Origin of the sequence: Streptococcus devriesei DSM 19639 (genome assembly GCF_000423725.1) — a bacterium.
Classification (GTDB): domain Bacteria; phylum Bacillota; class Bacilli; order Lactobacillales; family Streptococcaceae; genus Streptococcus; species Streptococcus devriesei.
The window spans coordinates 1-22,289 of sequence record NZ_AUIN01000012.1; the positions used below are offsets into that span (position 1 = coordinate 1).

Here is a 22,289-nt window from a genome sequence, read left to right on the forward strand (position 1 = left end):
CCAGAAAAAGAATAGCCAACACTTTTTCGAGTTGATTCACGACTGCAAAGAGACGGTCAACACCCTATTTTTCACTGTTTTTAAGACCTTTGAAAAATACAGGCCCTATATTACGAACGCACTCGAGCTAGATGACTCAAACGCCAAGCTCGAGGCAACTAACAAGCTTATCAAAGATATCAAGCGTCAAGGGTTTGGTTATCGTAATTTCCCTAACTTCAAGAAACGGATTTATCTTATCTTGAACAGCAAAAAAGAGAGAACCAACTGGGTTCTCTCCAGAACTTAGCTTTTCATCACCCACTATAGTTGACAAAGAGCCAGAAAGAATAGCTTCTTCTAAAAAGAACAGGATTTTTAATAATCTTTGACTTTCATGATACGAACGAGATTGGCCCGCTCGGCTTCTTCAAGTTTGAGTTCGATATAATGAATGGTTTCTTTTAATTGCGGGATGGTTGAGTGCTCTAAGCCGTTAACACGGCGTCTGGTTTTTTCAATTTCATCCGCCATCAGCTGACAGGATTTTTCAACTTCCGCCAAACGCAGGAGCTTTTCCACCAAACCGTCCATTTTCTGAATAGTTGCATCCATTTCACTGTTGGAGGCCAGATAACTGTAGACGACATCTCCTTCATCACTGCCGTAAGGACTGTCTATCTGGCTGTGCATTTTGGGAACAGTGACACTCATAATATTTTCTTTTTCGATAAACAATTGAACCTGCTTTGTCGGAACCGCAAAAATTTCCTCCACCATCAGGTCATTTTCAAGCGATTTAGCCACAACGAAGTCCTGCATGTTGCTGACTAGGGCAGCTTCTACTTCCTGCCGGAGCCGATTATTTTCGCGAATCAAATCAACAAACCGACGCATGAGTTCATCACGTTTATCTTTAAGCAGTTTGTGCCCGCGGGTTGCCGTTTTCAAGCGCTCCTTAAGATTGCTTAATTCCATTCGTGTCGGTTTGACATTTAAGCGTGCCATCGATTATCACCTCCCTTGAGCTTCTATGGACAGGAGCTCTTTTGATCTAATCAGCTGTATTTTCTTGACTTTTAGGCAAGTATTGATCCAGCATATCATCTTTAATCCGCTTGAGTTCTGTTCGCGGCAGAATGGATAAAAGCTCCCAGCCCAGATTAAGGCTCTCTTCAATGCTGCGGTTGGTATAAAAGCCTTGATTGATATATTCTTCTTCAAAGCGATTGGTGAATTTGACATACAGTTTATCGGTTTCAGACAGGGCAGACTCTCCCAGCACTACAGCCAGTTCTTTTGCCTGCTTGCCTTGGGCATAGGCTGCAAAAAGCTGATTCATGGTTGCTGCGTGATCCCCGCGGGTCTTCCCTTCACCGGCTCCCTTGTCTTTTAACCGGGACAGTGACGGAAGCACATTGATCGGCGGACGATAGCCGCTGTTATAAAGCTCATGTGACAGGATAATCTGGCCTTCTGTGATATAACCGGTCAAGTCAGGGATAGGATGGGTAATGTCATCCTCAGGCATAGTCAGAATCGGAATCTGGGTAACAGAACCTTTTTTGCCGATCAGACGGCCGGCACGTTCATACAGCGTTGAGAGGTTGGTATAGAGATAGCCCGGATAACCGCGGCGGCCCGGAACTTCACGGCGAGCTGCAGAGACTTCACGCAAGGCTTCACAGTAATTAGTCATGTCCGTCATGATAACAAGAACGTGCATGTCCTTTTCATAGGCCAGGTATTCTGCTGTTGTCAGGGCAATACGCGGTGTTGCAATACGTTCGATGGCTGGGTCGTTAGCCAGATTGACAAAGAGCACCGACCGGTCAATCGCCCCTGTCTGACGCAGGTCATTCATGAAGAATTCAGCTTCTTCAAAGGTAATTCCCATAGCTGCAAAAACCACGGCGAAATTTTCATCAGAATTCAAAACCGTTGCCTGACGGGCGATCTGCGCTGCCAATTCATTGTGGGGCAGACCGGAACCCGAAAATACCGGCAGCTTTTGTCCGCGGACAAGGGTATTGAGGTGGTCGATAGCTGAAATTCCCGTTTGAATAAATTCATCAGGATAGTCACGCGCTACCGGATTGATAGCCTGTCCGTCAATATCCAGATACTTTTCAGGAATCAGCTCGGGTCCGCCGTCAATCGGCTTACCCATACCATTAAAGATACGACCCACCATGTCTTCTGACACCGGCAGCTCAAGCGGGTGCCCTGTAAAGCGAACTTTGGCTTTTTCAAGGTTGATTCCGGATGAACCTTCAAACAGCTGCACCATGGCCTTGTCTTCCTGAACTTCCAGGACCTGTCCCTGGCGGAATTGACCATCGTGGAGCTTGATTTCAACCAACTCATTGTACTGGACACCTTCAACTTGATCCACAATCATCAAAGGGCCGACAACTTCGCTGACTGTACGATATTCTTTAAGAACACTCATGCTAGATACCTCCCTTTGCCAGCACTTGATGGATACTGTCGCGCACATCCTCAGCAAGCACCTGAATCTTTTCTATTTGATCTTCTGAAATATATTTGCTGCGGGCGATGCGGTTGCGAACATCAGCTGTTCCGTCCATAATTTCAGTGTAATAAGCCCCTAATTCCAAAGCTTTGCCGGCTTCGTCTGCAAAGGTCAAAATATTAGTCAGCATAGCTTCCTGCTTAGGGAAAGACGTAAAGGTATCAACTGTATCAAAAGCATTTTGCTGCAGGTAGTCCTCGCGAATCTGCCGAGCGACAGCCATGGTTAAGCGGTCTTGATCTGACAGTGAATCAATACCGACCAGACGCACGATCTCTTCAAGGCTGGACTCTCTTTGCAGAACATTCATGGCACGGGTCACCTTAGCAGCCCAGCGCGTATTTTGCACCTTGTCAATATACTTGCCAACCTCATCCTTATAAAGCGAGTATGAGCTCAGCCAGTTGATAGCCGGAAAGTGCCGGCGCTGTGCCAGCGGCGCATCCAGTCCCCAGAAAACCTTGACAATACGAAGGGTATTTTGAGTGACCGGCTCTGAAATATCACCGCCGGGAGGTGACACCGCACCGATAGCTGTAATCGTTCCCTCGCGTCCGTCACTTCCAAGCACACGCGCACGGCCAGCACGTTCATAGTATTCAGCAATACGGCTGCCAAGGTAGGCCGGATAACCTTCATCCCCCGGCATTTCTTCCAAGCGGCCGGACATCTCCCGCAGCGCTTCTGCCCAGCGAGATGTCGAGTCAGCCATGATAGCAACAGAATAGCCCATGTCACGGAAATACTCAGCAATGGTAATACCGGTATAAATAGAAGCTTCACGCGCAGCCACGGGCATGTTTGACGTATTGGCGATCAAAACTGTTCGCTCCATGATGGACTGACCGGTATTAGGGTCAATCAATTCCGGAAATTCATTGAGTACATCGGTCATTTCGTTTCCGCGTTCACCGCAGCCGACATAGATAACAATATCAACATTGGCAAATTTGGCAATCTGGTGCTGAACAACCGTTTTACCAGCTCCAAACGGCCCCGGAACGGCAGCAGCTCCGCCTTTTGTGACAGGAAAGAACGTATCAATCACACGCTGTCCTGTCACAAGAGGCTCAACCGGAATCAATTTCTGAGCGACCGGACGGCTCTTTCGAACCGGCCATTTTTGCATGAGCGTTCCCTTGAAAACAGAACCGTCAGCCTGTTCGATTTCATAGACAATATCATCAACAGTAAAGTCACCTGCTGAAATCGCGATGAGTTTGCCGGATACCTTGTCGGGCACCAGAATACGGTGTTCAACAACCAAGGTTTCTTGGACAACTCCCAAAATGTCTCCGGAAACAACTTGGCTGCCGACTTCAAGACTTGGTTTAAAGGTCCATTTCACCTCACGGTCAAGACTTGGAATTGTGACACCGCGAATCAGAAAATCACTGTCTGTAGCTGTTTTAAAACGATCCAGCGGCCGCTGAATACCATCAAACATTTGTGAAATCAACCCCGGTCCTAATTCTACTGACAAAGGACTTCCCGTTGTAACAACAGGTTCACCCGGCCCAATACCGGATGTTTCTTCATAAACTTGAATAGAAGCCTGATCGTGGCGCATTTCAATGATTTCACCGATCAAGCCTAGATGGCCAACCCGGCAGATATCCTGAATGTTGGCCTCCTGCATGCCAGAAGCCACAACTAAGGGACCTGACACTTTTATAATTTTTCCTTGGCTCAAGATGTTTCCTCCATTAAGATACAGCTCTCAAAACACAGCGTTAAAACAGACCGCAGCTCTAAAATCTTAGCTTTTATAGCTGTCTTTTGAAAAAACAGCTAACTGAGACAGCTCCGCCTATAATACAGTATTGAGCTGTGTTTATGTTTAGAAAGTTCTTTCTTTTTGCTGACTTGAATTCTTTCGACTAATCTATTTTTGCTCTTATGGTACCTCACTTGGCGAAGCATCAGAGAATGTTTTGGCCGACGGCCTTTTCCACATTGTCCTGTACCCGCTGCAAACCAAGCCCTGTTGTTCCTTTGTGGGTCGGAATGAGGATAAGAGCCGGTGTGACCTGACTGTCATAGTAAGCAATCGTATCAGGAATTTCAGCAGCAATATCTTCTGTCAAATAAACGATACCATAGTCATTTTTGGCCAGCTTTCGCAGTTGATTAATGGCCTCCTGTGCCTGATTAACAGGAAAGGTCTGAAAACCTATCATACGAAAAGGCAGGATGGCATCACGATTTCCAATCACACCAATTTTGTATTTTTTACTGTCCATAAATCGGCCTTATCCTTTCCTTAACCAGCTCCAGCGGCAGCTGATTGCTGATTGCTGATAAAAGCAGACGTAAATTTTTAACCTCAAATTCCCGGCAGAGCAAGTAACGCGCTAAAACCAGCGGTCCTTCGACAGTGTATTTAGCCGGATCCAGCAGCTGAAACTGCATGAGGTCATAAAGATACTCTAATTCCACTGCTGATATGCTGCCTTGGCGCATTTTATCTTCAAATTCCGCCCAATCCGTATTGAAATGGTTGGGATTAACTTGAGTGAACCAAGAGATGAGCTCCTGCTTTTCACCCAGCTCAATAAACTCTCTGGCTGAGAGACTCCCCTCGTCAGAAAGCAGCTGCATCATAAAACTCTGAGGCTTTCCCTGAGAGAGCGCACGCTGGACAGTGATAACATTGTAAAAATCAATCATCAATCTAATTGCCTGACTGAAGACTTCTGACTCCAATTCCACCTGATTGGCCAGACGCTTTAAATGCTTGAAATAGGCCAAGTCTGTTCCGATTTCTAAAACCCGAATATCTTTATAGTCCTCATATTCCGCCCATATCATAGCCAGTTCATTCACCATAAATTCCGGGAAATTTTCCGAACTAAAGGTTGAAATCAAATGCTCCAAAGCTTCCAAAGGCTGAGAGCCGATAGGAATTAGCAGATGCTTTAACTCCTGCTTGGTAGCTCTGGTTTTGAAGAAAACTTTAATGTTGTGGTAAACATAGCGCAGAGCAAACATGCTGACGATGTCCTGATCCGGCGATTCAGCAAAAGCCCAGGCATATTCCTTGGCCAGTCTTGATGTTAATTGCTGATCAATCAGATTGAGATCTTCTAAATCAGCTACTGACAGGCGGTAAGAGGTTGCCTGCAGCAAAAGCGCCAAGCTTTCAGTATCAGGAGCCTGCAGGAGTTTTTCAAATTGATCCAGAGTAATAAGCTCTCGTTCTTTAACACTGATAGTCGTGTTAATTTGTGAGAATTGACTTGCATCCATCTCAAATCCTCCTAATCCTCTTTGAAAATGTCAGCAGCAATACGAGAGCTCTCCTCTTTGTAGATCGAATCAATCAAGTTGGCATACAGGTAATTGTCATCAATTTTCCCAAGTGATATAACCAAACCGGCCTCATCAGCAATAGGATGGTCGTCAAAGGTCACATGGGGAAAATCAGCCTGCAGCTGCTGCAAAACGCCTGAGTCCAATTTATCAGCCGTTAGCTGGCCAAACTGGACAGTAACTGCCCTTTGCCCGTATTTGCTAAGAACCTTTTTGACAAAGGACAATTCTTCTTCCTGACGCCAGTTTTCCATCTGTTCAAGAGCTGAAGCAAAGAGCTCTTTTAGGACTTTTTGCTTTGATACCAAGGTCGATTGGCGCTCTTGATTTTTGATTTGCTGAGCTTCTATTTGAAAGCTTTGATTGACTTCTTTCAGCTGACTTTGGCGCTCATTGGCTTTTTCTGTCTGAAGCTGCGCCTTGCGGTCTTCAAAATCGTTTTGAATTTGTTTTTTTGCAGCCTCTAATTTCAGCTGTCCTTCTTGATGTGCTTGTTCAATAATTGATGTCTTTAATGGATTTGCTTCACTCACAAGACGTCCTCCTTCTTATCATTTTGCTGCGGTAAGAAGATCAGTCTACACACGAAGCGTCAGCAGGAAGGATACAACGAAGGCCAAGATCGCATAGGTTTCTACCATGGCAGCCAGGATAACACCCTTCATTGTTTCTTCAGGGCGTTTAGCCAAAATCTGCATCCCTGCGACAGCCACATTTCCTTGATGTTTAGCTGAAAAATAACCAACCAAAGCAATTGGAAGCGCAACAAAGAAATACGCAACGCCCTTTTCAAGCGGCAGATCCGGTGTAATCTGCAGCCAAATCAGCATGCCGATAACAAAACCGTAGAGACCTTGTGTCCCTGGCAAAAGCTGCAAAATCAAAGCCTGAGCAAATTTTTGCGGCTGTTCTTTCAGAAGGGCTGCTGCTGCCTGACCTGTTTTACCAACACCATAAGCAGAGCCCATACCGCTGAATCCAACAGCTAAAACAACGCCCAAAGCTGCAAAGAAGGCACCGCCGTGTGATGAGAAGTAACTTGCTAAATGTTCCATTTTATTTGTCCTCCAAATGAGTTTTAGTTATTTTGATATATTTTTCAACAGGTTTCAGGGGCTTGAAGGCTTCACCTCCGCCATCATAGAATTTACCGAAAAATTCAACGAATATAAGACGCGCACCATGCACATAACCCGACAGAAGCGACAGGAAAATATTGATGGCGTGTAAAAGCACAAAGATGAGCACACCGACTGTAAAGCGTCCCAGCGGCGGGAAAAGACCGACAATCAAATTGAAAGCTGAACCGATACTTGCTCCCGACAGCCCCAGAGCCATTAAGCGGGTAAAGCTGACTAAGTCACCAACATAAGACGAGATATTATAGAGATTAAAGAGCCCCGAGCCGATGCCGGCCAGACTTTTTGCCTCAATAACAGAAGCAATCACAACCCCTACAGCATTAACAACAGCCAACACTGCACCAACAGTCATCAATGCCGATAGCTGAGGCAGCATCAATCCCAATGCCAACAGTAAGATGCCAATCAAAATGAGACACCAGGCAAATCCGGAATGATAGGCTTCTGCATATTTCTTCATTCTGACTTTCTGGAAACCGCCTAAAAGCAGCCCAACTACCACTGTTATAAAGCCAAAGGCTACCGACAGCCCCAAAATCGTCATAACATCTGTCGTTGTTGATATCAGCACGACAGGCAGCGTATAGCCGAAAAACGAGCCATAGATAAGTCCCCAAAGGGAAACCGAAACGCCCAAAATATTAAGGAATTTGGCAAAACGAGCGGTTCCTTTGGAAAGATGAAAATACCTTAAAGCTAGGAAAGTCGCTGTAAACAAAAGCAGTCCGTAACCTAAGTCAGCCACCATCATCCCAAAAAAGGTGAAGTAAAAGGGAGCTAAAATCGGTGTTGGATCCTTTTCATAATATTTAGGCAGAGAATACATCTCTGTCACCAGCTCAAAGGGCTCAACCAAGGGATGGTTGCGCAGCTTAATCGGAACCCTTTCCCAGTCTGACTCTTCTACATCTACCTCTTGAAGGTAAATGCTGTCGCCAAACTCCCGTGCCAGTTCGGCCTGCAGGCGCGCCACCTGATCCTTTTCTACCCAGCCTTCCAAAGCAACCAAGTGCTCTGTGCTGGCCAGTTTCTTCTTAGCCTCTTGGCGGGAATAGAGATTCAAAAGATAATCTGTTTCAGCTTCTAAATCTTCCAAATCTTTTTGCGAATGCTGCAGTTCCTCTAAAAGCTGCTGCCTTTCTTTGGACCATTCTTCAACATCCCTTTGCATTTGTTCAATCGCCTGCGCCGGAAGTACTGATCTCTCATACTCAAAAGGTTTAAAGTGATAATCTTCCAAATGGAGATCAGCCTTTTTATCAAAGAAAATAAGAAGACCGTATTCAACTTCTGAATTAAAGATTTCCTGACACTGAACATCGGGATTCTCCCGCAGCTCGCGATAAGGATTGTCATCAATCGTCTTAGGAATAGTTCCCACAGCAGCAGTCACAAAATCAAATTTCTGTAATTCTTTGGGGGTGATTTCCAAGTCTTTCCACTTGCTTAAGCCGGCAATATCAGTTTCATTTTCAGCAATCTGTCCGTCAAGAACATGAAGACGGCTGATTCTTTGATTAACCTGATCAATCACCTGCTCAGCCTGCTGGTCCTTGCCGTAATGCTCCAATTCCTCAAAAGAAAGTGAGGAAGCTTCCTTACGCAGAGCCGTCAGAAAGCTTTCTTTTGGTATGAAAGAGCGCAGCTTATCAATAGTCGTCTCCAGATGCTGCTGACGCTGAGAAAGATAATGGAGGGCTTCTTCGCCTTCAAGTCTCTTTCCCTTCTCCTGATCGGCCTGATAAATAGCCGGCAGCTGGACCTCTGAGCGTTCAAAGACTTCCTGCCAATTTTCCATCTGAGCAATCTCTCGCACCTGCAGGTTTTCTAAGCGCTGCAAGGTCAATAAAACAGCATCCAGCTTATCCTTGGCAAAAACGATGGAAATTTTTTTCATTTGACTAATTGCCATACTTTTCTACCACCCTGTCCACAATTTGCTGAACGAGACCTGCCTTTTTATCCGACAGAACGGAGCGAACATGCTGATCATTTTTAGCAATCGTCTCTGCCAAACTCGCCTGCAGATCTGTTTTTTGCTGGGTTAATACTGCTTCTAGTTTTGATACCTGAAGTTTTGTTTCTTGGTCACAATCCAATTTTACTTGCTCTAAGTCCTCTGCAGACTGAGCACGGAGCGCCTGAATCTGGTTATCATAATCTGCCAGAACTGCCTTAGCTTCTGCTTCAATCGTCTGCATCGTTTCTAAAATGGAGTTTGCCACCTTGCCACCCCCTTTCAACGTTATGTCTATTTTACCAAAATTCTGACAGCTTGAACCGCTAAAATTAAAGTTTTTTAGGATTTTTTGGCTGAAAATCGCATCGATCGCTGATGTGACTGCATATCAGTCTAATCCTTTCATTTTAATGACAGCCGCAAAGATGAACTGATGTCCCTTGCAAAAAAACTCCTGCACAGTATATGCAAGAGTTTAGGAACAGGCTGAAAATTTAGGCAATAGTAACCTTGCGTGTATTGACCCCTTGGATCGGAATAGGGATGTAGGCAGTCCGTGTGATAACGGTCAGCTCAACATCGTGTTCACCAGCCGGAAGACCACCATCTTGGATAACCCGAATCTTCAAAGGAACATCATATTCCCATTTGTAGGTGGTCACAGTAGTCATTTCATCAAGTGTGAACCAATCTTTTCCTTCTGCACTGCAGCGGATAGCCTCACGCGGTACTTCAGTCCCATCAACTTTAACACGAATATCGTTAACCATTGATAAAGGGATGGCACGGTAATAAGTAATATATGTTTCCAATTCAAAACCGACAGTTTTGCCGTCTACTACTGTATTTTTACAAGAATCCTTTTTAAAAACATTATTATCAAACATTTGTTCCCTCCTATCCTTCAATTTCAGCAATCAGGTCACGCAAGAGTTTTTGATGAGCAGCTACCTGTTCTTTTTCTACCATCGGATTGCCCGGCAAAATCCAGCGATTGCCTTCATATTCGGTTGCGACATAACCATCGTAATGATGATCGTGGAGATACTGCAAAATCTTCTTGTAGTCGATAGAATATTCGATACCCTCTTCTGTCATTTCCCACAGTTTAAAATGAAAGTGCTTAATATAAGGCATCAATTCATCAAGTGCAGACAATGGTGTGTTTTCATAGCCGTCTGCCAGCATAATGTAAGGCATGTTCTTAGGAGTTGCAAATTTTTCCAACTCAGGAACCATCTTACGGTCACGAGAAATTAAGTGTGTACCATCAAGCCCTTTATCAAATTGTGCATTGAACAGATCAATCACACCGCGATCAACACCTAAAACTTTTTCATTGAAGTTATTAAAGACGCGTGGAATAGCATGGCAGAAAATACCTGTATCAACGACAATACCGCAGTAAGGCGAGTTGACGCGTTTCATTTCTTCAATGAATTTTGCTGTAGCGGGTTCGTTAAAACTCATACCAGCATGAATTTCAAGGGCAAAGGCCACATCATATTTTTCTGCGTATGGAAGCAAGGGTTCAATGACGAAACTTGGCACCATTGACACCAAACGAATCAGCTTGAAACCAAGACGGTGAGCTAGCTTGATTTCATCAATCAGCAAGTCAACACATTCTTTTTCGGTTAAAGTACGGTTGTTATAAAGATTGGTGTTTAAGAAAACATCAGCACAAACAGGTCTTGATTTCGTTTTTGTCATGATGCGGTCCCACTCAGCCAAGGTTTCTTCACTTGGATGTGGCGTGCCATGCAGCATTTGGTCTGGTAAAATTTCAAATCCTTGCACTTGATTTTCATCAAGGTAGGCCATGATATCTTCCAAAGACATCCGGCCGTTCATAAATTCATCTTGTAAGCTATAAAGGCTTACAGCTGTTTTAATACTCATATTTCCCTCTTTTCTAAATGACAAACTGACGTAGATAACGTGTACTCAGTGCAATTGAATTACGCACAGCCTGATCATCTTTTTCAAAAGACCTGTCTTCAACTTCAATGCAAGTATAGCCATCAAAGCCAATATCAGTCAAAGCTGACACATATTTGCCCCAATCAACATCACCAAGCCCCGGCAATTTAGGACTCATATATTGAAGAGGCGTCGCCATCACACCGACATCTTTTAGCTTATCTGGGAAAAGCTTAATATCTTTGTAGTGTACATGGAAGATTTTGTCTTTAAATTCATACAAAGGAGCGATGTAATCAATTTGCTGCCAGACAAAGTGTGACGGATCATAGTTAATACCAAAATTGTCATAAGGTAAAATCTCAAATATCTGACGCCAGATAGCCGGTGTGGTAAAGAGATTTTGTCCGCCTGGCCATTCATCCTCAGTGAAAAGCATAGGGCAATTTTCAATGGCAATTTTAACACCCTTATCGGCTGCATATTCAATAATAGCCGGCCAAACTTTTTTAACTTCTTCTAAGTTTTCAGAAACAGGTTTGCTTGGCATCCGGCCGATAAAGGTGGTCACCATATTAACGCCTATAAGCGCTGAGGCATCAATCACTTTGTAAAGGTGGTCAATAACAGTCTGACGTTTTTCCAAATCTTCATCCAAAGGATTTGGGTAGTAAGCTAGTGAGGAAATTTCAACCCCTTTATCAGCAGCATAAGCCTTGAGCTCATCTGCTTTCTCCCTAGTCAAGTTGGCAACATCAATATGTGATACACCAGCGTAACGACGCGCTGCTTTTTCTTGCGGCCAGCAAGCCACTTCTACACATTCCAAACCATTTTCAGCGCAAACGTCAATCAATTCGTAAAAATTTGATTTATCCAAAATGGCTGACACTAATCCTAATTTCATAGTTTCACTCTTTCTCTTTAATGGAAAGGGAGCCACTTAAGCATCGAGCTCCCAATATAGTTGTTTAGTTTAAAAACAATTTTCCTAGTCCAGTCCGCCTTATGTGGTTCGGCATGCCAGCAAACCTGCGGTTTCATGGCTAAATGAAAATCTTTCCATTTGCCTATATTGTTAGAAAAGCTAACAATTCTTTGACCACTGCGGCGACTGGCTTCAGGAATAACCTCATCGTTTTTATAAATTGATAAACAGTTTTCCTTACTGTTTTTAAACTACTAAATGACTATAATAGCGTATAGTCAAATGAAATTACTTTCAGACAAGGAACTGAGATGCAGGTATAACTAAAGTTAGGCAAGTTGACAGTGACACCGTATCCAAGTAATTTCAAAAGATTATTTCTTATTCAAATGCGATGCTGCGGTGTTCTTTAGCAGATACACGAATAGCATCCATTAGTTTCATCAAACGAAGAATTTGTTCTGGCTTAACAACCAGCTCCCCCTCACCAGTCAAATATTTATAATACTCATCAAAATAGTTTCTATGACTAACATTAACTTCTGGAAGAGGTTCTGTCACAATACGGCCTTCTGGCGCAGGACCAAATGAACGAGTTGGACCTGCTGCTGTCATGGTAATTTGACCGGGAACATTGCGGAGCAAATCAGTTGTACGAGTGATTTTTCCCTTTGGATGGAAGCCATCAATCTTAGCACTGCCTTCATTGCCTCCAAGGAACCAATGGCGTTCAAACCAACCATCTTCATCGCTAAGGAAATAAGTTCCCAGTTCAATCTGTCCTGTCACCCCATTTTTAAACTGCAGCTGAATATTGAAATAATCATCCACATCTTTATTGATAACATTTTTGACCGTTGCATAGACCGTTTCGATGTCGCTGTCAACCATAAAAAGCATTTGGTCAAGGAGGTGGATGCCCCAATCATAAAGCATACCACCGCCAAACTCAGGATAAATATGCCAGTCATGCATATTGCCATTAAATCCGTAAAGACTGTTTTGAATGGTATACGTATCACCTAAAGTTCCGCTTTGATAAACATCACGTGCAATTCGATAATCTTTATCCCAGCGACGCTGGTGGTGAATGGTGAAGCGTACACTGGCTTCTGCAACAGCTTTTTGCATTTGAACAAATTCTTCAGCATTCAGAGCTGCCGGCTTTTCACAAATGATATCCTTACCCGCAGCGGCCGCTTTTTTGACCATCTCCAAGTGCAGATGGTTGGGAACAGCGATAATAACCGTGTCAATGGCATCATCTTTAAGCAATTCGTCTGCTGTTAGATAAGTTGCATAGCCTTCCTTAGCATTTTCCAGCTGTATTTTATTAATATCACAGACTGCAACTAATTCGGCATAGTCTAATTCTTCTGTAATCATTTTGGCATGAGTCTGCCCCATAAAACCAAAACCGATAATTCCAAAATGTAATTTCTTTTCTGTCATGTTCCATACCTCATGCCAATCTGTTTCTGATTAATCGTCAAAAACAACCACTTCACCTGTTTCAGCTGATTTGTAGATTGCTTCCAGAATACGAGTAACAACGATTGCCTGTTCTGGTTTGACAAGTGGTTCAGTGTCATTGATAATAGCATCAATCCATTGCTGTGCTTCAGCATCGCGCTGTTCAAGACTAGTTCCTGCAAATCCAAAGACACCGCCGGCTTCAGAAGGTTTGGTTTCTTCCAATTGACCATGAGCCGCCTTATTAAAGACAACATAACCTTTGTCCATAAAGGCTGCACCAAACATTTCTGCACCGCCTTGGTCACCACACAGGGTAACTTGAGCTTCCTTAGGATTAATCATATTTAAAGCCCAAGCAGCTTCAAGAAAGATAGTTGCACCGTTTTCCATTTTGATAAGACCAAAGGCCGAATCTTCTGTTTCAAAAGTATCTGGATTCCAAGGACCAAACATGTTCCCCATTGGATTGTCTTTCAATTTTTGATAGGTAGACCCCAAAACCATTTTAGGTTTATAGTTATCCATAAACCACAAAGTAAGGTCCAGTGCATGAGTACCGATATCAATCAGCGGTCCGCCGCCTTGTTTCGATTTATCTGGGAAAACACCCCATGTCGGAACGCCTTTACGGCGAATAGCATGCGCTTTAGCAAAGTAAATATCACCAAGTTCCCCTTTTTCACAGGCGTCCTTAGTGGCAAGAGAATCCGCACGGAAACGGTTTTGATAGCCGATAGTTAATTTTTTACCTGTACGTTTGGCCGCATCAAGCATAGCTTTGGCTTCTTTGTAATTGATAGCCATCGGTTTTTCACACATAACGTGTTTGCCGCCTTCAAGTGATGCAACAGTGATTTCTGAGTGTGACACATTTGGTGTCAAAACATGAATAACATCGATATCAGGATGATTGGCTACTTCACGATAGTCAGTTGTAACAAGTGCCCCTTGGATACCATATTCCTCAGCAGCCTTTTGGGCGCGTTCCGGGATAATATCACAGAATGCTACCATTTCCAGCTTATCTGACAGTTTTGCTAAAGCCGGAAAGTGCTTGCTGTTGGCAATGCCCCCGCATCCGATAATACCGAATTTCAATTTACTCATGATAGGTTCCTCCCTTAATTAGTTTTCTTATCGTTTACAGTTATTATTATAAAAGCCGGTAAACCTAAAATCTCATCATATTTCAATTCTTGAATTCTTATTTATTGTCACATTTTTAAATTTTTAAAGGCAAAAATTAAAAAAGTATCAAGTAAATCATCACTTTTTTAAACTTTTCATTTTCCATGCTGCCTAAAAATAAAAAGCAGGAAATCTCTCACTTTTAGCCATATTTTAATAGCTGATAATCGGATTTTCATATAAAAAACGTTAGAAGCCTCAAAGTGGATAATTGAAGTTTTCTAACGCTTTTGTATTTCTAAATAGTGATGCTAAACTCTCATCACAAGAAAAGGGCTAAAAGCAATTTTTGCTCAGCCCTTTTCTTCATGAATTATTTGTCTAATGTCAAAACTTCTGCACCTGACGTTAGGATGCCTGAAGCTATGGATTTGATTTGCGAGTAATCGCCTGTGTTTGTCACCAGAACTAAAACAATATCATCCAAGCCTGCCTCTTCAATAACATCTCTGTCAAAGGCTCCAAGCTGTTGACCGGCCTTAACTTTATCACCGATTTTAACCGTCTTAGCAAAACCTTTACCATCAAGAGCAACAGTTCCCAAACCAATATGAATTAGTATCTCAGCTCCTTTATCTGTACGCAGGTTATAGACGTGACCGGCAGGATAAACATTAGTGACCTCTCCATCTGCAGGAGCCAGTAAAATGCTGGAATCTGGTTTAATGGCAATACCTTGACCGAGAGCTCCGCTGGCAAAAACATGATCGTTAACAGCTTCGAGAGCAACAAATCGACCAGATACCGGTGCTAAAAGCGTTTCGTCGCTGATTTGCAGAGAATCTTCGGCAACCTCATCAACGCTGGCACGAATAGCACGCTTGTCTTCCAGTTGAAAATGAATATCATCCATCCGCTCTGCTGATAAATCCCACATGAAGTAAGCAACAGCAGCAGCCAAAACAAAGAGAACAGCCGGAACAAGATTAACAATTAAATTAATCCCCTGCTGAGTACTGGCACTTTGAGCAACATTGGGCTTATAGCCCATGTAAGACAGTACCAAAACACCTACAGCACCGCCAAGCGCATTGCCAATCTTAGTAGCCAAACCATAGGTTGCATAGGCAGTACCGTCTGTCCGAACACCGGATTCTAATTCCTGATAATCAACAGAATCAGCAACCATGGTTAAAGTAATGGGATAGCCCATATTGAAAATCCCAAAAATAATATGGCCAATAATAATCTGAGTAATATTAGAGAAGTCAGAGAAATAAACCAACAGCAATCCTAAGCCTTGCAGCAAAAGCGAACCTGCTAGAACCGCTCTTTTACCAAAACGTTTAACCAGAGGAACTATAAACAGCGAGCACAGAGCACCTCCGATAGACGGAATCGTCATCAAAAGAGAGATGAGCGTAAAGCTGCCCAAACAATAGATAACATAATAAGATGTAATGGCAATCCGTCCCATATAGGCCGTCATCTGCAGCATCATGATTCCAAAAACAATCATCAGGTATTTATTGCCAACAATATTTTTGATGGTGTCTTTCAGCGGTACCTTTTCAGCACGAATTGGTTTGACCACTTCCTTAGCTGTTTTAAAAACTCCTAAGAACATTGGCAAAGACACTACTGCATAGATTAAGGCAGTCATCAGGTAGCCTGAACTATCTGCCGTTTTAGCGCCATGAGAGAAAAAGAGCATGATAGGAGCTGATAAAGAATTGACAATAATCATTCCCACATTCATCCCTATCGACCGAAAAGCATTCAGCGTATTGCGCTCTTGGTCGTCAGTTGACATGACTGCAGCCATAGCACCGTAAGGAATATTGACCAAGGTATAAAGCATTCCGGCCATGATGTAGGTGAATGCTGCCCAAGCAACTCCGGCGGAACCATGCCCAAAAGGTCCGGTAAAGGTTAACACACTGAAAATCGCCAGAAAAGGTGAGCCAAACAAAATATAAGGTCTAAAGCGCCCCCATTTAGAATGTGTACGTTCAGCAATCATCCCCATAATAGGATCATTAAAACCATCATATAAACGGGCAATCAACATAATAGCTGAAACAGCAGCCGGAGCTAAGCCAACAATATCTGTATAGTAAACAGTCAGATACGTTCCAACAAAAGTCCAAACAAACTGACTGGCCAAGTCTCCCATACCATACATAATCATGCTGAATTTGCTTAATTTCTGACTTTGATTAGTCATCTTGGAAACCTCCATTTTAATTTTAATAATGTAAGTGTTGCAACTTTTATTACTCTTTTATTAAAACAAAAATGTAAGCGATTTACTTCTGCATTATCAGTCTGAAACTAATACTTTTTTGCTATCTATAGCAACTGGAAGCTAAGCAGTTTAAAAAAATAACATGTTTTTTTAAACATTACTGATCAAGTTCAATAAAGACCATATCATGTGGTGCTAACTCTACCTGAAATTCTAGGCCATCTTTGCGTCCTTTTTTCTCTTCCCGCGTCAAAGTAGGAATACATCTAAATTTTAAATAATTAATTTCTTCGCGGCTGAAGTTATCCTTTAAACTTAAAAGATTTGACTCCGTTAAAAAGGAGCCGTCCTCAGTTCCGATGCGTCTTATCTTAAATTTGTATTCTTTGGATTCTGTAAGTTTTTCAAAGCGAAATAGATACTTGCTTTTGCCATCATTTTCAAACATAGAAGCAATCGTTGTCTTATTAAATTTTTCCTGACTGGAATAATAATACAAACTGTTGAGATGGCAGTAGTGATAGAGTAAAATCATTATTTTGCTGCGTTTTTGAGTGACAACAATCCCATTTGCCTGATAGAGCAAACTGTCTCCCAGACTGTTAAAGAAATCAAAAGCAAAAAAACTGGGTTTGGCTATTCCCGATTTGGAAATAAGTCCGGCACCGCCAAAAATTTCTTTTTGATTAACATCAAAAGTAGCAAAGGACATATCAGCCAACTGCCAATAACCGATTAAATCACAAATATCTAGCATAGATAGCAGATTTTTTAAAATATAGGGACCCTTAAAGGCCGAGTCATTGATAATCTCACGTGCACTGTTGGTGATATTAAATTCCGAGACAATAAGCTGTGAGCATAAGCCCGATTCATCAAGTAACGTTCTGGCCTTTTGCAAGCTTAGTTTTAGAAAATCTGAATTAGCTGAAATAAGCACTTGATTTTGTTTACTGGTATATTCTTGTTTTAAAGTATCCAGCGGAAAAATACTGAGACTTAAAAAATCGGGTTTTTCTTCCTGCTGAGACCAGCTGTCAATAAACTGCCGGTAATCTTTGGCTTCCAAATCAAGACTGATACCGCTGCCGCCAACCGCTATGTCTGGAATGATATCTTGAATTTTCCTTTTAATCTGTGAGAAAAACAGATAATAGCCAGCATTCTCCCGCAAATCAACCGGATGACCGTTATCATATAAAACAGCCAAGTCAGTCTGCTTCAAAGTGTCCAGCACATAAGCGTTGGGTTTCCAAATTTCGATTTTCCACGAAGCAAGCTCATCGTAGCCAAATTTATTAAGCAGATGTCTTAACAGAGCTTCATAACGTGCTAAAACTGCCTGCATATCGCTGTAGGGCAGACGAAATTCTTCCTGACTGACGATTTTCGAAACAGATTCATGAATTTGTTTTCCTTTAAAGCCTAAATCTAAAAAAGGTGTTAATTTTAGATCTAAAATATTTTGAATGATTTCATCTACTTTACTGAAGTCAAAATAGTCATCTTTCTGCCGTAAAATAGTATCGCTGAGCAGTCCCCAGATACGGCCGTAAGAAAAAGAAGTATAAGCCAATGTATAGCCGATTTCCTTAACCAGAGAGTTATGCAGGAGATCCCCTGCATATCCTAGATTAATCATGAGTTTTTGCTTGTTAAAAGGAATTTTCTTATCCTGACTGATAGTAATTTGCTTAAGGTCAGGATGTAAAGTCTCTTCTTTTAAATATTCTTGAATAATATCATAGTCTTCCAGATTAATCTCTTCTGCTGAGCGTGTCACTCGAAGCTCTTTTTTAGCTTCATAACGGTATTGGCTGGGGGTCATCCCTTGGTACTTTTTAAAAATACGATTAAAGGAATTAATATTAGAAAAGCCTGCTGAAAAGGCAATATCAGTAATACTGTCCTCGGTTTCCAAAAGGAGCTGCCGTACCTTGGATAAGCGCCGTTTGATCAGATATTCTGAAATGCCAATACCATTTTGTTCCTTAAAAACACGTGAAAGGTATTGCTCGGTAATATAGAGCTGATCGGCCAAATCAGACAGCTTGATGTCCTTTTCAAAATTATTGTCAATGTAAAATTTTAGATCCTCAATTTGCCCCTTGATACTCTGGTCGGCATTGCTTCGCAGCTCAATCTGATAATATTGTTCAAGCAGGGTAATCAGGGTAAAATACTGCTTAAAAATTTTAGAAAAATTGCTGGAATCCTTAAGTGTCTTCAGCAGCAAGAGTTGCTTGAGATTATACAGTAATTCAGTGTCCGTGGCTCTGGGCTTATTGATACTGTCACCTTTAAAGGCATAGACATAGTTGTCATTCTTATTTTTGATGAAATAATCTAGGGTAAAATAAAAAACCTTTCCCTTATTTTTTACAGTTAGTTCATACTTTTCAGCCTTTGACAGAATATAAAAATCATCCCTCTTAAGTGTTAGGATCTGCTCCTGATTTTTCAAAGCAGCTTCTCCAAGCAGAACATAAATAATATGAATCCTAGAATCAAAATATTGAATAACTTCCTTATGATTCATTGTTTTAATCTTTATATTATCCCATGGATTTGAAAAATTCATACTAAACCCTCATTTCTGAATGCGTTTTCTCTATGACTAATTTATTATAGCATTTTCCAGTTTGAAATACTAAAAAATACCTTGAAGTTTAAAACTATCTTAAAGTCGTACACCGTAAATAAGACACTATTTTTGCTATGCCGCATAACAAAAACCCAACAGCCTCGAGCACTGTTGGGTTTGTTTTATATGTCAAATATGCTTTTAGTCAGATAAAAATGCTTTTAAAGCGGTCGGCAAAGCTGCTGGCAGCTGAAACATTTTTAACAGCTAAAATTAAGCAGACAAGACTTTACGTCCCTTACGACGGCGTGCAGCCAAAACACGGCGGCCATTTTTAGTTGACATGCGGTGACGGAATCCGTGCTTGCGCTGACGACGGATTTTACTTGGTTGATAAGTACGTTTCACGCTGAATACCTCCTCATAGATTTTCGTATTCGTTTAGCCGGCTATTATGTGATCAGTTACTAAACATACTAGACTATTTTATAACAAAGAAAGACCGGTGTCAAGGTATACTTTTCATTTGTATCTCTTTGGGGAAATAAGAGGTTCAATCACAAGCAACCAGAATAAATCATCGTTATTAAAGCTCTGCTGTTCATTCTTTGTAAGCTCCATTGTTCCTCCTTTCCTTCACACATACAGTGTAGCACAAAACCGGCGGCTGTTTTTCTGCTTTTGTGTCCACATCTCTGGACAATCTATTTCACACGAAACGGCAAGCACTTTCTTAATCAGGCTGCCGGAAAATTTCCGGCATTTTTGCTGTATACCAGCCTAAAACTGCAAATCTGTTATTAGAGAAAAGCAGCTTCACGGCACTAAAAAAGACTGGAAATATTGTATCCAGTCCCGCTGTTTATTAGCATTTAAATAGTTGGCTGATAACCATTCATAGGTCTTAGCCTTGGTCTTTCAAGGCCACTACTACATAGCGATTAGGGTCATTTCCTTCGGAATAGCTTTCGACGCCGTCAATCCCCGTAATGGTCTTGTGAACAACCTTACGCTCACTGTTGCTCATAGGATCCATTTGATAAGCTTTCCCCGAATCTAAAACCCGGTTGGCAATTTTATGAGCAAAGTCAATCAAGGTTTCTGTCCGATGTTCCATGTAATCGTGGACATTCAAAGACACCGCAAAATGTTTTGAATAATGGTCATGAAGAAAATTCTGAGCCAGTAATTGCAGAGATTTTAAGACCTTGCCATGATAGCCAATCACGCGTCCTGCTTCCGGTGTTTCAATCTGAAGATTGATTTGACGGCGGTTATTGGTCATCTCAATACTTGCTTCCAAGTCCATCTCATAAATAATATTTTGAACATACTGTAAGACAGCTTCCCCGGCCAGAGCAATGTCAGCGCTGCTTTCAACCTCGTCGAATTCGTGAGCCACAAATTCCTCAAAACTTTGATCCGTTTTAGCTTTAGGTGTTTCAGCTTTCTCAGCAGGTGCTGCAGCCTGAGTTGCAGAAGGCTTTTCTTGATTTCTGGCTGGCTGGCTTTTTGTCAGGACTTCCTGCGGCGAAATTTTACGCTCTAAAAGCTGTTCTTTGAGGTCTTCATCCAAGGGCTGTCCATCTTCTTTTTCAATCTCTTTGATGGCCTTAGAGAGTTTATTTAAAGCTACTGTGTCCTCAGCGCTGCTGGAAACAGGAGCATTTTGCTTATTGACTTCCTCAGGCACTCCGCGGACCGCTTTTTGATCTGCTTTATGAGCCGTCTTCTCATTGATACCTTCGATTTCAACACGGGCTAATTTTCTGCCGAAGCCAAGAAAACCCTTTTTTTCACGTGAAATAACCCTGATATGAGCTTTCATTCGGGAAATTCCCATTTGTTTCAAACCATTTTCAATAGCTTCTTCAACAGTTTTTCCTGTGAACAATACCATGATTTGTTCTCCTTATCTTCTCTTCTTCTGTGCTTTTTTCTTAGCACGTCTTTTCCTAGCTTCCAGCTCACGCGCCTCTCTTTCAATGCGCTCGCGCTCTGCCACAATCTTAAATGGATTATTTAAGAGGAGAATCTGGAAGACTTGATAGGCATTGGAAACTACCCAGTAAAGGGCAACCCCGCTTGCCAGATTAAAACCGACCAGCAGAATGAAAATTGGCAAAATAATGTTCATTGCTATCATCATGCCATTTCGCTCCTTTGCTGCCTTATTGGTCAGCCAAGATGACAAGAAGGTAAACACTGCCGCCAGAACCGGCAGGATAAAGTAAGGATCCTTATCGCCAATATCCATCCAGAGAAAAGATCCCGTCTTTAAAAATTCAACACGGGTCAAAGCCTGATAGAGAGCCCAGAGCACCGGCATTTGAATAAGCAGAGAAAAAAGACTGGCATAAGGATTGACACCATATTTTTTATAGAGCTCTTGGCTCTCCTCAGCCAGAAGCATCCGGCTTTCTCTGTCTTTCCCGGAATATTTGGCTTGCAGGGCTTTCAGCTCAGGCTGAATCTCCTGCATTTTCTGTCCGGATTTCAGCTGCATATTAAACAAAGGCAAGAGAACTGTCCTAATCAAAATCGTAAAGATAATGATCCCAATGCCGATACGGCCATTGACAGAGAAAAAGCGAATAATTTCCGCAAAGAAATAAACAAACTTCTCCCACGCCCCTTCTGACTGATGACTTACCTGGCTGCGGCCGCACGCTGACAAAAATAAAAGCGCAACAGACGCCAAGCCCATTAATTTATATTTCCTTTTCACTCGTCGTTCCTTCCTGATACAATTTAGCCAGTTTCAAAACATGGATAAGATTTTTTTTCAGTGCCTGATAATCAAGCTCTTCAGTCCCTTTTCTGGCAATGATGACAAAATCATGCGACTGCAGATTGGGACTTAGTTCCATAAGAATATGGCGTAATTTTCGTTTGATAGCATTTCTAGTGACAGCATTTCCTAACTTTTTCCCAACCGAAAGCCCAACACGATAGTGACTTTGATCTTTTTTTAAACTGTAGACAACAAACTTGCGATTGGCAATGCTGCGTCCTTCAGTAAAAATAGCCTGAAAATCTTTATCACTCTTAACGCGATAGCTTTTTTTCAAAA

The 22,289-nt window shown here is 42.1% G+C and carries 21 protein-coding genes; 1 reads left to right on the top strand and 20 read right to left on the bottom strand.

Going from position 1 to position 22,289, the window contains the following annotated elements; all coding sequences use genetic code 11:
* Positions 1–289 (top strand): transposase (locus G573_RS0101430; protein WP_027975054.1); only part of this gene is annotated, 289 nt, incomplete at its 5' end.
* Positions 290–357: 68 nt separating this feature from the next.
* On the opposite strand, the gene G573_RS0101435 is transcribed toward G573_RS0101430, so the two are convergent.
* The 20 genes from G573_RS0101435 to rnpA all read right to left on the bottom strand — a co-directional run bounded on the left by G573_RS0101435 (position 358) and on the right by rnpA (position 22,287).
* A complete protein-coding gene (locus G573_RS0101435) occupies positions 358–987 on the bottom strand; it encodes a V-type ATP synthase subunit D (RefSeq protein ID WP_027975055.1) in 630 nt (209 codons plus the stop codon).
* A 46-nt stretch (positions 988–1,033) separates the two neighbouring features.
* Positions 1,034–2,431, bottom strand: coding sequence for a V-type ATP synthase subunit B (locus G573_RS0101440; RefSeq protein ID WP_027975056.1), 1,398 nt, complete (start codon positions 2,429–2,431; stop codon positions 1,034–1,036).
* Position 2,432: 1 nt separating this feature from the next.
* On the bottom strand, positions 2,433–4,208 hold the full coding sequence (locus tag G573_RS0101445; RefSeq protein ID WP_027975057.1) for a V-type ATP synthase subunit A: 1,776 nt from the start codon (positions 4,206–4,208) through the stop codon (positions 2,433–2,435).
* A gap of 229 nt (positions 4,209–4,437) precedes the next feature.
* Positions 4,438–4,758, bottom strand: a complete 321-nt coding sequence (locus tag G573_RS0101450; protein WP_027975058.1) for a V-type ATP synthase subunit F — start codon at positions 4,756–4,758, stop codon at positions 4,438–4,440.
* Positions 4,748–5,764: a V-type ATPase subunit gene (locus tag G573_RS0101455; RefSeq protein ID WP_027975059.1), complete on the bottom strand. Its 1,017-nt coding sequence runs from the start codon at positions 5,762–5,764 to the stop codon at positions 4,748–4,750. Before G573_RS0101455 ends, G573_RS0101450 begins: the two co-directional genes overlap by 11 nt.
* A gap of 11 nt (positions 5,765–5,775) precedes the next feature.
* A complete protein-coding gene (locus G573_RS0101460; RefSeq protein ID WP_027975060.1) occupies positions 5,776–6,360 on the bottom strand; it encodes an ATP synthase subunit E in 585 nt (194 codons plus the stop codon).
* A 45-nt stretch (positions 6,361–6,405) separates the two neighbouring features.
* The gene (locus tag G573_RS0101465; protein WP_003089546.1) at positions 6,406–6,882 is read right to left on the bottom strand and encodes a V-type ATP synthase subunit K; all 477 of its coding nucleotides are present in this window, start codon (positions 6,880–6,882) and stop codon (positions 6,406–6,408) included.
* Between the two features lies 1 nt (position 6,883).
* The gene (locus G573_RS0101470) at positions 6,884–8,881 is read right to left on the bottom strand and encodes a V-type ATP synthase subunit I (protein WP_027975061.1); all 1,998 of its coding nucleotides are present in this window, start codon (positions 8,879–8,881) and stop codon (positions 6,884–6,886) included.
* Entirely contained in the window at positions 8,871–9,194 is a 324-nt protein-coding gene (locus tag G573_RS0101475) for an ATP synthase subunit B family protein (protein ID WP_027975062.1), read from the bottom strand. Before G573_RS0101475 ends, G573_RS0101470 begins: the two co-directional genes overlap by 11 nt.
* A gap of 229 nt (positions 9,195–9,423) precedes the next feature.
* Positions 9,424–9,816, bottom strand: coding sequence for a C-glycoside deglycosidase beta subunit domain-containing protein (locus G573_RS0101480; RefSeq protein WP_027975063.1), 393 nt, complete (start codon positions 9,814–9,816; stop codon positions 9,424–9,426).
* 10 nt (positions 9,817–9,826) lie between these two features.
* A complete protein-coding gene (locus G573_RS0101485; RefSeq protein WP_027975064.1) occupies positions 9,827–10,831 on the bottom strand; it encodes a sugar phosphate isomerase/epimerase family protein in 1,005 nt (334 codons plus the stop codon).
* A gap of 13 nt (positions 10,832–10,844) precedes the next feature.
* On the bottom strand, positions 10,845–11,759 hold the full coding sequence (locus tag G573_RS0101490) for a sugar phosphate isomerase/epimerase family protein (protein WP_027975065.1): 915 nt from the start codon (positions 11,757–11,759) through the stop codon (positions 10,845–10,847).
* Between the two features lie 402 nt (positions 11,760–12,161).
* Positions 12,162–13,232, bottom strand: a complete 1,071-nt coding sequence (locus G573_RS0101495) for a Gfo/Idh/MocA family protein (RefSeq protein WP_027975066.1) — start codon at positions 13,230–13,232, stop codon at positions 12,162–12,164.
* A 30-nt stretch (positions 13,233–13,262) separates the two neighbouring features.
* Positions 13,263–14,363, bottom strand: a complete 1,101-nt coding sequence (locus G573_RS0101500) for a Gfo/Idh/MocA family protein (protein ID WP_027975067.1) — start codon at positions 14,361–14,363, stop codon at positions 13,263–13,265.
* 394 nt (positions 14,364–14,757) lie between these two features.
* Positions 14,758–16,611 (bottom strand): glycoside-pentoside-hexuronide (GPH):cation symporter, encoded by a 1,854-nt coding sequence (locus G573_RS0101505; RefSeq protein WP_027975068.1) that lies wholly within the window; start codon positions 16,609–16,611, stop codon positions 14,758–14,760.
* Positions 16,612–16,789: 178 nt separating this feature from the next.
* Positions 16,790–19,213, bottom strand: a complete 2,424-nt coding sequence (locus tag G573_RS0101510; protein WP_027975069.1) for a helix-turn-helix domain-containing protein — start codon at positions 19,211–19,213, stop codon at positions 16,790–16,792.
* A 276-nt stretch (positions 19,214–19,489) separates the two neighbouring features.
* A complete protein-coding gene (gene rpmH, locus G573_RS11195; RefSeq protein WP_002885866.1) occupies positions 19,490–19,624 on the bottom strand; it encodes a 50S ribosomal protein L34 in 135 nt (44 codons plus the stop codon).
* 496 nt (positions 19,625–20,120) lie between these two features.
* Positions 20,121–21,116, bottom strand: a complete 996-nt coding sequence (jag, locus tag G573_RS0101525; RefSeq protein WP_027975071.1) for an RNA-binding cell elongation regulator Jag/EloR — start codon at positions 21,114–21,116, stop codon at positions 20,121–20,123.
* A gap of 12 nt (positions 21,117–21,128) precedes the next feature.
* The gene (locus G573_RS0101530) at positions 21,129–21,944 is read right to left on the bottom strand and encodes a YidC/Oxa1 family membrane protein insertase (protein WP_027975072.1); all 816 of its coding nucleotides are present in this window, start codon (positions 21,942–21,944) and stop codon (positions 21,129–21,131) included.
* A complete protein-coding gene (rnpA, locus tag G573_RS0101535) occupies positions 21,928–22,287 on the bottom strand; it encodes a ribonuclease P protein component (protein WP_027975073.1) in 360 nt (119 codons plus the stop codon). Before rnpA ends, G573_RS0101530 begins: the two co-directional genes overlap by 17 nt.
* Positions 22,288–22,289: the final 2 nt, after the last annotated feature.